This is a genomic window from Mesorhizobium sp. WSM4828 (assembly GCF_055811175.1).
Genome location: NZ_JBVVQK010000004.1, coordinates 60,163 through 74,910, shown reverse-complemented (window position 1 = coordinate 74,910; position 14,748 = coordinate 60,163). Strand labels below are relative to the sequence as shown.

Here is a 14,748-nt window from a genome sequence, read left to right as displayed (position 1 = left end):
ACCGAGAGCAGATCTGTCGCGAATTCCTGGCCCTCGGATCACGAGTGCCGCTGCTTCGAACCAATTGGAAGAATAAGCCCCTGACTTGCGTTTACACAAAGAGCGCGACACAGATCCATGCGGAGGACGTCCAATGCATGCCGGCTTCCGAGGAAGCGTACTCGTAGCGGTATTGGGCGCCGTCGTGGCAAGCTGCGCTGGCATTCCGGCGCAAAAAACCGGGCCGGCGCAAAAAACCGGGGCAATAACCGGCTATGGCCCCAATCCCACCTTACCGAAACCACGACCGACACTGATCCCGACTGTTAACATCGCCGAGGCGAAAGGCTGGCAGAAAGGCGGTATGCCGACCCCGGCGAAGGGGCTGACAGTGAACGCCTTCGCCACCGGCCTCGACCATCCGCGCTGGCTGCATGTGCTTCCGAACGGCGACGTTCTGGTTGCTGAAACCAATGCCCCTGCCAAGCATGACGAAGGCTTTAGTCTTAGAAAGGTGTTCATGGACCTGGCCATGAAGCGGGCTGGCGCCGCGACCAAAAGTGCCAACCGCATCACGCTCCTGCGCGACACCGATGGCGATGGCATTGCGGATGTGCGCACGACATTCGCGGAAGGCCTCAATTCGCCCTTCGGCATGACGCTGTCCAAAGGCAAGCTCTTTGTCGCGAATACCGACGCGCTCGTCGCTTTCCCCTACTCCAATGGCCAGACCCGAGTCAGCACGTCGCCGGAAAAGATCATCGACTTGCCGGCCGGAGACCTCAACCATCATTGGACCAAGGACGTGATCGCAACTCCGGATGGCCGCAAGCTCTATGTCACAATTGGTTCCAACAGCAACGTTGGAGAAAACGGCATAGCCGCGGAGAAGAACCGCGCCGCTGTCCTTGAAGTGGATCGGTCGACCCGCCGCACTCGGGTCTTCGCCTCGGGCCTGCGCAACCCGAACGGGCTCTCCTGGAATCCTGAAACTGGCGAGCTTTGGGTCGCCGTGAACGAGCGTGACGAAATCGGCGACGACCTTGTGCCGGATTACATGACTTCGGTTCGTAACGGCGCTTTCTACGGCTGGCCCTACAGCTACTACGGACAGAACGTCGACGAACGCGTCAAGCCGCAGCGCCCCGATCTCGTGGCGGCGGCGATCAAGCCCGATTACGCCCTGGGCTCTCATACCGCCTCGCTGGGACTGACCTTCTCCAAAGGCGCCCGGCTCGGTCCGGCCTACGGCAACGGCGCCTTCGTCGGCCAGCACGGCTCGTGGAATAGAAGCGTGCACAGCGGCTACAAGGTGATCTTCGTGCCGTTCCGTGGTGGCAAACCGAGCGGTCCTCCGAAAGATGTGCTCACTGGCTTCATCGGGCGAAATGGCGAGGCGATGGGCCGTCCGGTCGGCGTTGCAATCGATCAGACTGGCGCACTGCTCGTCGCCGATGACGTCGGTAACGTCATCTGGCGGGTCCGCCGGGCGAATGGCCGTTGAGCGCAGGTGCCTTTCCGACTCCGGCTACAACGCCACGCCCGATATGGCTTCATTCGGCTACGGTTTCGATGCATATGCCAGGTATTCGGAGACGGATATCCTAAACAATTAGCTGGCAGCACGCCTGAAGATAGTCTTGCGCCCGCCTGCCTCGCGGAACCAGCTGTCAGGATAGGGATACCACCAGCCCTGAATCTCCGGTCTGTGGTCGATGATGACCATCTTCGAGCGGCGGAATGCATCCAGACCCTGGCGGCCGAGCTCGCGGCCGAGGCCCGAAGCCTTCCAGCCCCCGAACGGCAACGCGTCATTGTCGATCAGCGGATTGTTCACCCAGACCATGCCGGCCTCGAGCCGCTCCGCGGCCTCATGCGCTTCGGCAAGATCGGTGGTGAAGACCGAGGCGCCGAGACCGAAGGGGCTGTCGTTGGCAAGCTCTATCGCCTCGTTGAAATCCTTGATCCGGCAGATCGCGGCGACCGGCCCGAAACACTCTTCGCGCACGATTGCCATGTCGGGGGTGATGCCGGTCAGGATGGTCGGCTCGTAGAACCAGCCCACATTATGTGCCGGCGGAATGCGTCCGCCGGTGATCGCTTTGGCACCGCTGCGGATCGCATCGTCGACCAGCAGGATGACCTTCGCGCGCGCGGCCTCGCTAACCAGCGGTCCGATCTCGCTCTTGTCCAGCCCGTTGCCGATACGCAGCGCGCGCGTCTTCTCGGCAAACAGATCGACGAAGCGGTCGTGAACGGCATCAACCACGAAGAACCGTTCGGCCGAAGTGCAGACCTGGCCCGTAAGATGGAACGCGGCAGTGACGCTGCCGGCCGCCGCCACGTCCAGCGGGGCGTGCTTGCTGATGATCAGGGGATCGCTGCCGCCGGCCTCGATGACGCAAGGCTTCATGCGCTCTGCACATGCGACGGCGACAGCCTTGCCGGCGGCGACCGAACCGGTGAAAGCAACCACATGCGTGCGGTCCGAGGCGATCAGCGCCTGCGCCGTTGCTGCTCCACCTGGCATGCAGGAAACCAGGCCCTCCGGCAGGGAGCGGAACACGGTCATGTAATCCAGCGTCGACAATGTCGTCGCTTCGGCGGGCTTGATCACGCAGGCATTGCCGGCGGCAAGCGAGGCGGCGACGGTCCAGCACATCAGCAGGATCGGAAAATTGTAAGGCATGATGTGCACCGACGTGCCGTAGGGCTCGTAGCGGGCATACTGGAACGAACCGGCCTGCGTCGTGCCGGCGATCTTGCCGGCATCATCACGGGCCATCTCGGCGTAGTAGCGGAAGATCGGCGCGCAATTGGCGATCTCGCCGATCGCCTCCGGATAGGGCTTGCCCATCTCGCGCACCATCAGCTCGGCACAGCGCATGAAGTCAGCCGCTTCGATGGCGTTCGCGACGGCGTGCAGATGCCGGGCACGGCTCTTGGCGTCGAGCCTTTTCCAGGCCGTTTGCGCCTTGGTCGCTGCGGTGAGCACGGCGTCGATTTCAGTGTCGCCGGCGGCGGCTATTACGCCGACGGTCTCCAGTGTCGCCGGATCGATTACCGGTTTTTTCGTGCCGGTCATCGACCGATAATCCGGATTGACGAAAAAGGCCGGCCGGTCAGCTGAAAAATCCATGGTCGTCCTTTCAAGCCCGCTCAGCGGATCATGTAGACCTTCGTGATCGTCTCATGGACGGTGCAGACGCCTTTCCAGTCCTGCGGAAAGAACGCTGCGGTGTCCGGTTCGATCTCGATCACCTCGCCGGATTCATGGACATAGGTGCAGCGTCCCTCGAGGAAGTGGCAGAATTCGTCCCGGGTGACATGGCAGTGCCATTTGCCGGGGGTGCAGACCCATAGTCCGCATTCGGAGCGGCCTTCCGGCCCCTTGTGCAGCAGTTTGCCCGAGGTGCGGGATTCACCCTCGATCATTTTCGGAATGACACCCCAGTCGACAAGGTCGGTGATGGCGAGCGGCGATTTCATGATTGGTGTCGGCATGTCGGGAGCTCCAGTGGCCGCCTTTAGGCCAGCATGTAAACGTTGCGGATGGTCTCGTGGACGGTGCATTCGCCGGTCCAACCGGCCGGGAACATGACAACCGTGGCGGCGGATACCTCGATCACCTCGCCGTCGTCCGATCTGTAGGTCGCGCGGCCGGCAACGAAATGGCACAATTCGTCGCGCGGAATCGCCAGCCGCCAGCAACCGGACGTGCAGACCCAGATGCCGGATTCCGGCTGGTTGTTCGGCCCCTTGTGCACCAGCCTGCCGGTGGAGTGCGAAGCGCCTTCCAGCGCATCGGGCTGGGTGCCCCAGTCGACGAGGTCGGTGCGGGTCGAGGCTTGGTGGAGGTGTGGGGCGGAGGTCACAGCAATTTCTCCAGCAAACCAGCCGCCTTTTCGGGGCCATTCTGCGATTGCATCTGGGCCGACGTCTTGGCCAGCTTGGCCTTGATTGCCCGGTCGGTCGGGCAGGTTTCGATCCTGGCGATGAGCTCGGCGTCGCTCCAGTCGTAGCGCGGCATGCCGAAGCCGTGGCCGGTTTCCTCGACCCGCGTCGCATTGTCGTGGCCGTCCCAGACGTAGGGCATGATGATCGCTGGCTTGCCGAAATACAGGCACTCGGTGAACGAGTTGTTGCCGCCGTGGTGGATCACCGCATCGACCTGCGGGATGACCGAGGGCTGGGGAAACCAGCTGTCGATGATGACGTTTTCGGGCACTTGCGCGTACTGCTCCTTGTAGCCGCCGACATTGACCAGCGCCCGGTAGCGCGTCTTGCCCAACGTTGCGACGATGCGCTTCAGCAGATCGACATCGCCGGCGCCAAGGCTGCCGAAGGAAACATAGAGCAGCGGCCCGTCATTATTCTTCGCAAAAACCGGCACGGTGTAGGGCTTCTCCTGCCGCACGCAGCCTTCCAGATATTGGAATTTTGCCGGGTCGAGCGGATAGCGGCGCTTGAACTTTGCCGCCTCGGGGTAGAGCAGCAGATTGAGGTAGGGCGAGGCCTCGAAGAACTGGCCGATCGGATACGGCGCTTCGTTGTTCGCTTTCAAAAACGCATTGAAGTCGTCATGGATCGGCTTGATGACGGCGTTGAAATGGTCGCGGTAACGCTGATGGCAGGCGTGGTCGTTCTCGCCGCAGCCGGACAGATGTGGCGGAATGTCCTCGTCCTCGATCTCGTTTTCCGAGCAGGAGATGACGCGCACCCAGGGCTTGCCATACTGCTTGATCGCCGGGAACAGGATGACGTTGTCGACGCAGATGACATCAGGCTTGATCGTCGCAAGCACGCCAGGCAGATCCTTCTCAGCCCATTTGGCGCTGTCGACGATCGCCGTCCAGCAATCCTTCACGTAATTGTCGACCTGGTCGTAGGGCGATTTGCGGAAGTTCGGGATGTGGCCGTTGATGAAGTCTTCCCAGAACTTGGCCATCTGTTCCGGCGGCATCGGCTCGGACAGGTTTACCGGATGAGCCTCGAAGCCGTAGCCCTTGTAGACGTCGACGAAGCCCGGGTCAGACAGGAACACCGCTCTGTGGCCGCGCGCCTCGATCGCCTGGGCTATGCCGACGGAATTGAGCGCGGGGCCATAAGCGGCCTCCGGAAAGAACGCGATCGTCTTCTGCGCCATGAGAGGTTCTCCTTCGATCAATCTGCGAAAATTCTGACGTCAGCCGCATCCCAGCCGAGCTCGACTGTATCGCCCGACGAGACCGGGCGGCGGTCGGCGGCGTCGGCGGTGATGCGCACCAGGAACGGCTTTGGCGACAGGGCGGTGCGGACATGCAGTTGCAGATCGAGTCCCTGATAGGCCAGCGACTCGACCGCGCCGAAGATACGGTTGGCCGTTTCTGCCGACGGGAACAGCCGGATGCGTTCGGGCCGGACTGAAGCTACCGCCGCAGCGCCGGGCGAAAGTGTTGCGGGAACATCGCCGGTGATCCGCACGCCGTTGCTTGCCAGCACGCCGTCGCCGACGGCTTTGCCCGGTACGAAATTCATGACGCCGATGAAGTCGGCGACGAAACGGTCCCCCGGATGCTCGTAGACCGCATGGGGTGTATCGCATTGCAGCAGCTTGCCGTCCCTGAGCACTGCCATACGGTCGGCCATGACCAGCGATTCCTCCTGGTCGTGGGTGACGATGACGAAGGTGATGCCGACCTCGTGCTGCAGCCGCTTCAGCTCCAGTTGCATGGCCCCGCGCAATTTCTTGTCGAGCGCACCGAGAGGCTCGTCGAGCAGAAGCAGCCGTGGTCGCTTGACCAGCGCTCGGGCAAGCGCGACGCGCTGCTTCTGCCCGCCGGACAATTGCTCCGGCTTGCGGTCGGCGAAGGCAACGAGTTCGGTCGTCACCAAAATGGCGTCGACACGGGAGCGGATTTCCTTTGCAGGCAAGCGTTCCATTTCGAGGCCGTAGGAAACATTGGCCCTGACGCTCATATGCGGAAACAGCGCATAGGACTGGAACATCAGATTGACCGGCCGCTTATTGGGTGGGGTCCTGGCGATGTCGCGGCCGTCGAGCAGGATGCGCCCGTCATTGGGCGTCTCAAAGCCGGCCAGCATGCGCAGCAGCGTTGTCTTGCCGCAGCCCGAAGGTCCAAGCAAGGCGAAGAACTCGTTCTCGCGGATATCCAGTGAAATGCCGTCGACCGCCGTCACCCGGCCGAACTTCTTCGACACGTTGTCGATCGCCAGCAGCGTGCGGGGCTCGTTCATTGGCCGATCACCCCACGGTTGAGCCGCTGCGACAGGGTCAGCGCGGTGATCGAGACCGCCATGACGATAGTCGCCAAGGCATTGATCTCCGGCGTGATGCCGAAGCGGATCATCGAATAGATCTGCATCGGCAGCGTGGTCGAGGCGCGGCCGGCGCCGGCGGTGAAGAAGGCGATGATGAATTCGTCGACCGAAAGGGTGAAGGCGAGCAGCGCGCCGGCGACGACGGCAGGCAGGATCACCGGCAACGTCACCCGCCGAAATGTTGTGAGCGCGGAAGCGCCGAGATCGGCAGAGGCCTCGACGATCGACCAGTCGAAGCTTTTCAGCCGCGCGCGCACCACGGAGCAGACGAAGGCGAGATTGAAGACGACATGGGCGAGGATGATGGTGTGCAGGCCCAAGGTGAGATCAAGCATCGAGAAGAAGCTGAGCAGCGCGATCGCCAGCACGATGTCGGGAATGATCATCGGCGCAAAGATCAGCGCCTCGAGACCTTTGCCGTATTGCCGACGTATTTCGACGCCGATCGCCAGCAGTGTGCCGAGCAGCGTGGCGATGGCGGTCGAGACAAGCGCCACGATCAGTGTGTTGAGGGCGGCAGAAAGGATTGCGGCGTTTCCGATTAGCGAGACATACCATTTCAGCGAAAAGCCCGACCAGACGGTCGGCAGCCCGCCTTGGTTGAACGACAGCGCCACCAGCACGGCGATCGGGATGTAGAGGAAGGCCAGGACCAGTGAAAGCACGAGCCAGAGCGCGCGCCTCGTCGCGAGGGAGCGCTCAGCCATCGGCGCCTCCTCTCGCTTCGGCGGTACGGCCCAAGGCGCGATCAGCAGCCAGGGCCTGCGCCGTCAGCACCAGCAGCATGATGGCGATCAGCACCATTGCCAGTGCCGCACCGAACGGCCAGTCATTGGCGGTCAGGAACTGCTCGTAGACGACATTGCCGATCATCTGGAAACGCCCGCCGCCGAGCAGAGCAGGGGTCACGAAATTGCCGATCGACAGCACGAAGACGAAAACAGCACCGGCGGCGATACCCGGCACGGTCAGTGGCAGGATGACCCGGCGAAATGTGGTCACGGTCGACGCGCCGAGATCGCGCGAGGCCTCTGCGAGCTCCGGATTGAGCCGCGACAGCGGCGCGTAGCAGGCCAGGATGACGAAGGGCAGATAGTTGTAGACCAGACCGGCGATGACGGCGCCTTCGGTATAAAGCATCGACGGCGGCTCGCCGGTGTAGCCGAACCAGCGCAACAGTTGTGTGATCAGCCCTTCGCGGTTGAGCAGCACGATCCAGGCATAGGTACGGATCAGGTAATTGGACCAGAAGGGCAAGACGGCAAAGAACAGAAACACCGGCTGCAGCCGGCGGGGTACTGCCGCGATCGCATAGGCGGCGGCATAGCCGATCACCACCGCGACCAGGGTTGCCGTACCGGCAATGCGCGCCGAATTGAGGAAGATGCCGGCATAGAGCGGGTCGAACACCAGCCCGAAATTCTCCAGCGTGAAAGTGTAATCGATGCCGCCATAGATGCCGCGCCGGAAGAAGGCGAGCGCCAGCACCAGCGCGCATGGCACGACCATCAAGGCGGTGAGCCAGGCCAGCGCCGGCGTCATCAGCAAGGATGAGCGAAGTCTGGTTTGGGACAAGATTGCGGTACCGCATTCAACGGTCGGCGGCGAAAACCCCGCCGTCGACCGGGATCTCTGATTTTGATGTCGGTTATTGCGCGGCCTTGATTTCGCTGACGATCTTCGAGTAGTCGCGTTGGGCATCGCCGACATCGCGCAACTGCTCGAACTTGACCAACTCTGCCACCGGCATGCTCATATTGGGAAATTTGGCGAGAAAATCGGCCGGCAGGCTTTCCATAGCCGGCTTGTTCGGTACCTTGTAGTCGATGTTCTGGGCCGCCCAGGCGTGGTTCTTGGCGTCCAGCATGAAGTTGATGAACTGGAAGGCGGCGTCCTTGTTGGCCGATGCCTTCATCACGACCATTGTATCGACCCAGAGATCCGAGCCTTCTTTCGGTATGGTGTATTTAATTTGTGAATTCTCGGCGATCCCGTAATTGCACCAGCCATCCCATGCCTGAACCATCAGCGCCTCGCCCGAGACCAGCTTTGAATAAAAGGTCGTGTCGTCATAGGCCAGCAAGGTCTTCTTGGCCGAGATCAGCAGGTCCTTGACTTCGCTGAGCTTTGCCGGATCGGTCTCGTTCACCGAATAGCCCTTGGCGAGTTGGCCGGCAGCAAGCAGCCAGCGGTCGGTCGCCAGCATCGTCGTCTTGCCCTTGAGCGCGTCGGACGGGGCGAGAAGGTCGTTCCAGCTCACCGGCTCCGCCTTCACCAGATCCGAACGGTAGCAAAGGCCGGTGGTGCCCCAAGTGTAGGGCACGGAAAAATTGTTGCCGGCGTCGTGCGGCAGCTTCGCCGCCTCGGGATAGAGATTGGCGAGGTTAGGGATCTTGGCATGGTCGATCGCCTCGATCAGGCCGAGCTTGTTCAGCACTTCGGCAAAGGGCGAGGAGACGAAGACCACGTCATAGCCCTTGCCGCCGGACGCGACGAGCTTGCCCATGATCTCCTCGTTGGTGGCGTGAACCACGACTTCGCCGGAGACACCGGTCGCCGCCTTGAAAGCTTTCATGGCATCCGGCGCCATGTAGCCGTCCCAGTTGGAGATAACGAGGTCGGAGGCAGCCGCCGGCGCTGATAGCGCCAGGCCAAGGCCAAGTGCGATCAAGGATTTCCTTAACGGACGGTGCCGCAGGGTGGTGGTGGTTATGACAGACTCCCATTCTGGTTGATCATCGAACTTAGTCGTCGGACCAGCGCTTGCAGCCGTAGGGCCGCTTCGATCCTGTTCCCCGGTCTTTTTATTGCCGATTGATCTCACAGTACTATTGCAGAAAAAAGTACGTCAATCCATAATTTGTCAAAGCACGGGGGAATCCCGGCCGACCGCATCCGCAAGGGCAATCGGCCAAACCTCAGCCGCCAAGTCCTTCATGAGAATTGCCATGCAAGTTGCAGCCCGACGTCCCCGCACCAACCATCTCGACCTTGCACAGCGCATTCTCGATGTGGCCCGGCAACGCGGCTTTGAACCCGGCGCTCATCTCCCGGAGCAGCAGATCGCTTCGCTCTGCAACGTATCCCGAACTCCGGTGCGGGCCGCGTTGCGTCTGCTCACTGAAAAAGGCGTAGTTCAATGGGAGGCTGAGTCCGGCTATCGCTTGGCCTTAGACCTCACGAGCCAGGCGACCGTCGCCGCCGACCTGCCGAGCGCCGAGGAGGATGAACTTGCCGACATGATCCTGCGAGACCGCTCGGCGCGCCGGTTGGACCAGACGGTCACCGTCGGCGCGCTGATGCGACGGTATAGTGCCGAGCGCAGGACAGTACTAAAATCGCTGAAGAAACTGGCCGAGGAAAATCTTCTGGACCGCGCGCCGGGGCAGTCCTGGCTTTTCAGGAGAGTGCCTGACGATCCTGGCGCACAAGGGGAGAGCTATGAATTCCGGCTGTTGCTGGAACCCGCCGCCCTTCTGGCGCCTGGGTTCCGGCTGGATGGGACGCGCGCGGCAGCCTTGCGACAGGGCATGGAAATGCTGCTGGCTCTGCCCGACGCGGCATTCGATTCCAGAGAGTTCCAACGGCTGGACATCGATTTTCACGGGATGATCGCCGGTGGTTCCGCCAACCGCTTCGTCGCCGAGGCGTTGGCCGATCATCTCAGGCTGCGCCGGCTGCCGGGAACGTATGCCGGCGTCAATGTCTTCCGGCTGAAGCAATCATTGCGCGAGCATCTGACCATACTCGACCATCTGGAGAGCCAGCAGTACGAGGTTGCAGCCGATCTGCTTCGGGTCCATCTGCGGCTTTCCCGCAGCCAGCGACCGCAGGCGGCCAGTCGCGGGGCGCCCGCGCTGTTCGGCATGATCAGCCGGCCGGAATAACGAGGATCATGCGCAAAGGCAGCCCGACCATCGCACTGTTTCCGGAAGCGAGCTTCGGCGCTGCGCTGAATTGCGTTGGCATAGCGCAGGCCCTGCGCGCTCGTGACGCCCGTTCGGTGTTCATCTGCCATGCCGGCTTTTCTGGCGTGTTCGCCGACTATGGGTTTCAGGAATACCAATTGCCGACTGACGATCCGTTGACCGACAGCGAACGCCAGAGCTACTGGCAGGCCTTCGTGCGCCGTCATCTGCCGCATTTCAGGTTGAGCCCCATCGATCAGCTCGAAACCTATGTTGCCCCGACCTGGCAAGCAATCGTAGACACTGCCGTCAATGCCGAGGCGCCGCTGCGCCAATTGCTGGCGCGGCTGAAGCCGGACGCCGTGGTGCTCGACAACGTCGTCATGTTCCCGGCATTGGCGACAGCCGGTTGCCCGTGGGTGCGCGTCGTCTCCTGCGCCGAAACTGAGCTTCCCGATGCCAATGTGCCACCCTATCTGTCCGGTCTCGCCGCCGACGACCCGAGCCGCGCGGCGTTCGAGGCGCGCTATCTGGCAGCGGTCGCTCCGGCGCACGACCGGTTCAATCGGCTTCGGACCGACGCCGGTCTTGCGCCCTTGCCAACGGGTCTTTTTCTGGAACCTTCGCCCGCCCTCAATCTGCTGCTGACCCCAACGATTGTGCGAAGGCAGCGCGCCGAGCCGCTCGACCCTGCCAGCTTCGTCTATCTCGAAGGCTGCGTCCGCTCGGAGGGGCCGTTCGACGTACCGGTCTTTCCGCGCAATGGCGGACCGCTGGTTTATGTCAGTTTCGGTAGTCTTGGCGCCATGGATGTCGGCCTGATCCAGCGCATGCTCGCCGTTTTCGACAGGCTGCCGGCCCGCTTCATTGTCAATGCCGGAGGTCTGCGCGACAGCTATCGCGCCGTTCCGGACAATGTCTATCTCGACGCCTGGTTTCCACAGCCTTCCGTCGTGGCGAAATGCGACCTCTTCATTCATCACGGCGGCAACAACAGCTTTTGCGAAGCATTGCGTTTCGGCGTGCCGTCGCTGGTCATGCCCTATTGCTGGGACGGGCATGACAATGCGCAACGTGCCGAGGAAACCGGCGTCGGGCGCCACATCAGCCGCGATGGCTGGACGGAAGACGAATTGGAGCGAGCCATTCTCGGCCTGATGGCCGATGCTGCTATGCGCGCACGCCTCCGGGAGAATGCAGTGCATATGGCGCTGACACCCGGAACGGACGTGGCCGCCGAAGCCATTCTCGCTCTCGCAAGGACCCGGTCTGATGCTTGACACCACAACAACGGATGCCTCGACCATGAACGGCACTAACGACCCGAAAGACTGGTTGGCCGCTCACGCTATCAGCGACGTCGAGTGCCTGGTGCCCGACATGAACGGCGTGCTGCGCGGCAAGGCCCTGCCAGCGGCCAAGTTCCTCAAGGCGATCGAGGACCGAGCACTCTATCTGCCGAGCAGCGCGTTCCTGGTCAGCATCGACGGCCGCTATTCCGGTTCCGTCGACGAGGGGTTCGCCTACCAGGACCCCGACATGCGGATGGTGCCGGATGTCGCGACACTCTGTCTGGCGCCCGGTGGCGGACCAGGCAAGGCCTATGTGTTGGCCGATGCGTTCCACATGGACGACCGGCCGTGGATGGCTTCGCCGCGGCACGTGTTGCGGGGCGTGCTCGATCTCTATCGCCAGCGCGGCTGGCGGGCGGTGGTGGCGCCGGAGCTTGAATTTTATCTCACCGCGCCCAATCCCGATCCCGATTGGCCGGTGACGGCGCCGGTCGGGCGCAATGGCCGCTCCGAAAGCGTGCAGCATCCCTATGACATGGCGGCACTGGAGCAATTCGAGCCGGTGATCCGGCGCCTCTATGACTATGCTGCGGCAGCCGGACTGCCGCTCGACACGCTGATCCATGAATCGGGCACGGCCCAACTGGAGATCAATTTCCTGCATGGCGACGCGCTGCCGCTGGCAGACAAGGTGTTGCTGTTCAAGCGAATGACGCGCCAGGCCGCGCAGGAAGGTGACATGCAGGCGACCTTCATGGCCAAGCCGATAGCCGCGCAAGCCGGCAGCTCAATGCATCTCCATATGTCAGTCGTCGACGAGGCCGGCAACACGCTATTTGCCGGGCGTGACGGCGCCGACACCGAGATGTTCGGGCATTTCATCGGCGGCCTGCAGAAATACATTCCCGAGGTGATGCCGCTGTTTGCGCCGAACGTGAATTCGTTCCGCCGCATCCGGCCGAACCACAGTGCACCCGCCAACATCGAGTGGTCGCACGACAACCGCTCCTGCGGCCTGCGTGTGCCGGCCGGCGGGCGCACCGCGCGGCGCGTGGAAAATCGGCTGCCCGGCGCCGATGCCAATCCCTATCTGGCGATAGCCGGCTCGCTGCTTTGCGGTTATCTCGGCGTCGAGGAGAAGATCGCTCGTTCGACGGAAGCGTTGGGCAATGCCTATCGCAGCAGGAGCACGCTGCCCAAAACCATGGAAGAAGCGCTCGACCGTTTCGCTGCGTGCGATCCGGTTCGGGCGGTGCTCGGCGAGGATTTCTTCCAGACCTATTTGCGCGTCAAGAGCGTTGAGCTCGACCTGTTCCAGAGCGTCGTCACCTCTTGGGAACGCGACCATCTGCTGCTCAAGGTGTGATGATGGGCTTCAATTCTGGGGGCTTCAACTCCGGCCTGGATATCGGCAAATCCTACTACATCGCGACGGCCAATCCGGCTCCAGACCATCCGGCGCTGCAGGGCGACGTCGACGCCGATCTGGTGGTGGTCGGCGGCGGTTGTACCGGCCTCTCCGCAGCCCTTCATGCAGCCGAACGCGGCCTGAAGGTGGTGCTGCTCGAAGGCGGCAAGATCGGCTGGGGGGCGTCGGGGCGCAATGGCGGCCAGATGATCCCCGGCCTGCGCAAGGGCGCCAAGGGGCTGGTCAAGCTATATGGGCCGGAACGGGGGAGGGCGCTGTTCGATCTCGCCTTCGAGGCGCGGGCCCTGGTGCTCGGTCTGATCGAGCGCCATGCCATCGATTGCGACCTCAGGCTCACCGGCCATCTGGCCGGTGCGGTCAACGGTTCCGACCTGCGCGACCTCGAAGAAGAGGCCGAGTGCCTTTCTACGATGATGAACTTTCATGATGTCGAGATGCTGTCGGCAGCGCAGGCGCGCGGAATGGTGAACACATCTTATCACGGCGCGATGTACGAGAAGCTCGGTGGCCATATGCATCCGCTGAACTACACCCTCGGTCTTGCTCGCGCCGCGGCTGCGGCGGGCGTCACCATCCACGAGAATTCGGTGGCGCTGCGGCTGGAGCGGGGACCTTCCCCCCGGGTTTCGACGGCCAAAGGCTCGGTCCGGGCCAGGCATGTCGTACTGGCCGGCGATGCGCTGCTCCACGGGCTTGAGCCGCGCGTCAACAGCCGCATCATGCCGGTCGGCAACTACATTATCGCCACCGAGCCGCTGGGCGACACGAGCGACGCCATCCCAACCAATGTGGCCGTCTCCGACACACGCTTCGTCGTCAATTACTACCGGCTGTCGGCGGATGGACGCCTGCTGTTCGGCGGCGGCGAGCGCTATACGCCGTCGCCGCCCGCGGACATTGCCGGCTTCGTGCGGCCGCACATGGAAAAGACCTTTCCGCAATTGCGCGGCCGCCGCATCGATCACGCCTGGGGCGGGCTGGTCTCGGTGACGACATCGCGCCTGCCGCATGTCGGTCGCTATGGCGAGATCTATTTTGCGCATGGCTATTCGGGCAAGGGAGTGATCCTGTCGACGCTGTCGGGCAAGCTGCTCGCTGAGGCGATCACCGGTGATGCTTCGCGGTTCGATCTGTTTTCGACCCTAAGCCCGCTTCCGTTCCCCGGCGGCACGGCGCTGCGCGGCCCGCTCTATGTGCTCGGCATGCTTTGGTATGCAATGCGTGACCGCATCAAACATTGAGCGCAGGCAGTGGCAATTTCCGACCCGCAGGATCAAGCCTGCGCAATGAGGCCGCGCGCCGCCACCAAGCGATGCTTGAATGTGGTACGCAGGTAATGGCCGCGAGTCGGTCCTTGCCCTGCTCCCGAAGCCTGAGCTCCGATAGACCTGCTGCTGTTTCCTCAGCTAATAGATCGTTATGATTGCAGGATTAACCGTTTCATAGCCCAGGCGCGGCTCCGATTTGTCTTTCGAAATCGCGCTGGAGACAGTTCCGGTTGAACTGCAATCCAATTTTGTTTCCCTGTTTTTCTTGATCGTGCTGCCCGACAGGTCGGCGCAGGCCGACGTTACTTCTGTACTGACCACCCTCTTTTTCTCGTGCGCAATGGCGGCGGTGGATACGGCAATCAAAATTGCCGCGCAAACAATCGTCAATCTCATCGATTTCCCTCTTAGTGCACCGCAAAAGTGTGGTCGACTGCTTTGAGTCGCCGGCGAAGACGGTACTCACGCCTGCCCGGCCAATGCAGCTTCCGACGGCACAAGATTGTAACTACATTAGCTGCAGCGCAAGTAACCATTTCGGACTAGGGAAC

14 protein-coding genes are annotated in these 14,748 nt (G+C 62.3%); 5 read left to right on the top strand and 9 right to left on the bottom strand.

Translation table 11 applies throughout. The features are described 5' to 3' along the window. The first annotated feature begins 133 nt into the window (after positions 1-133). Complete coding sequence (locus AC0L2X_RS06730) at positions 134-1,483, top strand: PQQ-dependent sugar dehydrogenase (protein WP_473599458.1); 1,350 nt, start codon at positions 134-136, stop codon at positions 1,481-1,483. 108 nt (positions 1,484-1,591) lie between these two features. On the opposite strand, the gene AC0L2X_RS06725 is transcribed toward AC0L2X_RS06730, so the two are convergent. The 8 genes from AC0L2X_RS06725 to AC0L2X_RS06690 all read right to left on the bottom strand — a co-directional run bounded on the left by AC0L2X_RS06725 (position 1,592) and on the right by AC0L2X_RS06690 (position 9,013). Next, a complete protein-coding gene (locus AC0L2X_RS06725) occupies positions 1,592-3,118 on the bottom strand; it encodes an aldehyde dehydrogenase family protein (protein WP_473599457.1) in 1,527 nt (508 codons plus the stop codon). Between the two features lie 20 nt (positions 3,119-3,138). Beyond that, on the bottom strand, positions 3,139-3,483 hold the full coding sequence (locus AC0L2X_RS06720; RefSeq protein WP_473599456.1) for a cupin domain-containing protein: 345 nt from the start codon (positions 3,481-3,483) through the stop codon (positions 3,139-3,141). A gap of 23 nt (positions 3,484-3,506) precedes the next feature. Further along, positions 3,507-3,854 carry a cupin domain-containing protein gene (locus AC0L2X_RS06715; protein WP_473558829.1) on the bottom strand — a complete coding sequence of 116 codons (348 nt, stop codon included), beginning with the start codon at positions 3,852-3,854 and terminating at the stop codon, positions 3,507-3,509. Continuing rightward, entirely contained in the window at positions 3,851-5,125 is a 1,275-nt protein-coding gene (locus tag AC0L2X_RS06710; protein WP_473599455.1) for a glycosyltransferase, read from the bottom strand. The genes AC0L2X_RS06715 and AC0L2X_RS06710 overlap by 4 nt, the downstream gene beginning before the upstream one ends. Positions 5,126-5,142: 17 nt before the next feature. Continuing rightward, the gene (locus tag AC0L2X_RS06705; RefSeq protein ID WP_473599454.1) at positions 5,143-6,216 is read right to left on the bottom strand and encodes an ABC transporter ATP-binding protein; all 1,074 of its coding nucleotides are present in this window, start codon (positions 6,214-6,216) and stop codon (positions 5,143-5,145) included. Beyond that, positions 6,213-7,007, bottom strand: coding sequence for an ABC transporter permease (locus AC0L2X_RS06700; RefSeq protein WP_352454154.1), 795 nt, complete (start codon positions 7,005-7,007; stop codon positions 6,213-6,215). The genes AC0L2X_RS06705 and AC0L2X_RS06700 overlap by 4 nt, the downstream gene beginning before the upstream one ends. Next, positions 7,000-7,842 (bottom strand): ABC transporter permease, encoded by an 843-nt coding sequence (locus tag AC0L2X_RS06695; RefSeq protein ID WP_473599554.1) that lies wholly within the window; start codon positions 7,840-7,842, stop codon positions 7,000-7,002. Before AC0L2X_RS06695 ends, AC0L2X_RS06700 begins: the two co-directional genes overlap by 8 nt. A 106-nt stretch (positions 7,843-7,948) precedes the next feature. Continuing rightward, positions 7,949-9,013, bottom strand: a complete 1,065-nt coding sequence (locus AC0L2X_RS06690; protein ID WP_473599553.1) for a polyamine ABC transporter substrate-binding protein — start codon at positions 9,011-9,013, stop codon at positions 7,949-7,951. Positions 9,014-9,107: 94 nt separating this feature from the next. Here AC0L2X_RS06690 and AC0L2X_RS06685 point away from each other — a divergent pair, with 94 nt between their 5' ends. From AC0L2X_RS06685 to AC0L2X_RS06670, 4 genes are read left to right on the top strand one after another with little or no spacing between them, the layout of a single operon-like run. Continuing rightward, positions 9,108-10,187, top strand: coding sequence for a GntR family transcriptional regulator (locus AC0L2X_RS06685; RefSeq protein ID WP_473558819.1), 1,080 nt, complete (start codon positions 9,108-9,110; stop codon positions 10,185-10,187). 5 nt (positions 10,188-10,192) lie between these two features. Next, positions 10,193-11,488, top strand: coding sequence for a nucleotide disphospho-sugar-binding domain-containing protein (locus AC0L2X_RS06680; protein WP_473599552.1), 1,296 nt, complete (start codon positions 10,193-10,195; stop codon positions 11,486-11,488). Beyond that, a complete protein-coding gene (locus AC0L2X_RS06675; protein ID WP_473599452.1) occupies positions 11,481-12,866 on the top strand; it encodes a glutamine synthetase family protein in 1,386 nt (461 codons plus the stop codon). Before AC0L2X_RS06680 ends, AC0L2X_RS06675 begins: the two co-directional genes overlap by 8 nt. After that, positions 12,866-14,170, top strand: coding sequence for an NAD(P)/FAD-dependent oxidoreductase (locus tag AC0L2X_RS06670; protein WP_473599451.1), 1,305 nt, complete (start codon positions 12,866-12,868; stop codon positions 14,168-14,170). The genes AC0L2X_RS06675 and AC0L2X_RS06670 overlap by 1 nt, the downstream gene beginning before the upstream one ends. Before the next feature lie 165 nt (positions 14,171-14,335). On the opposite strand, the gene AC0L2X_RS06665 is transcribed toward AC0L2X_RS06670, so the two are convergent. Next, entirely contained in the window at positions 14,336-14,593 is a 258-nt protein-coding gene (locus tag AC0L2X_RS06665; RefSeq protein ID WP_473558812.1) for a hypothetical protein, read from the bottom strand. Positions 14,594-14,748 lie beyond the last annotated feature (155 nt).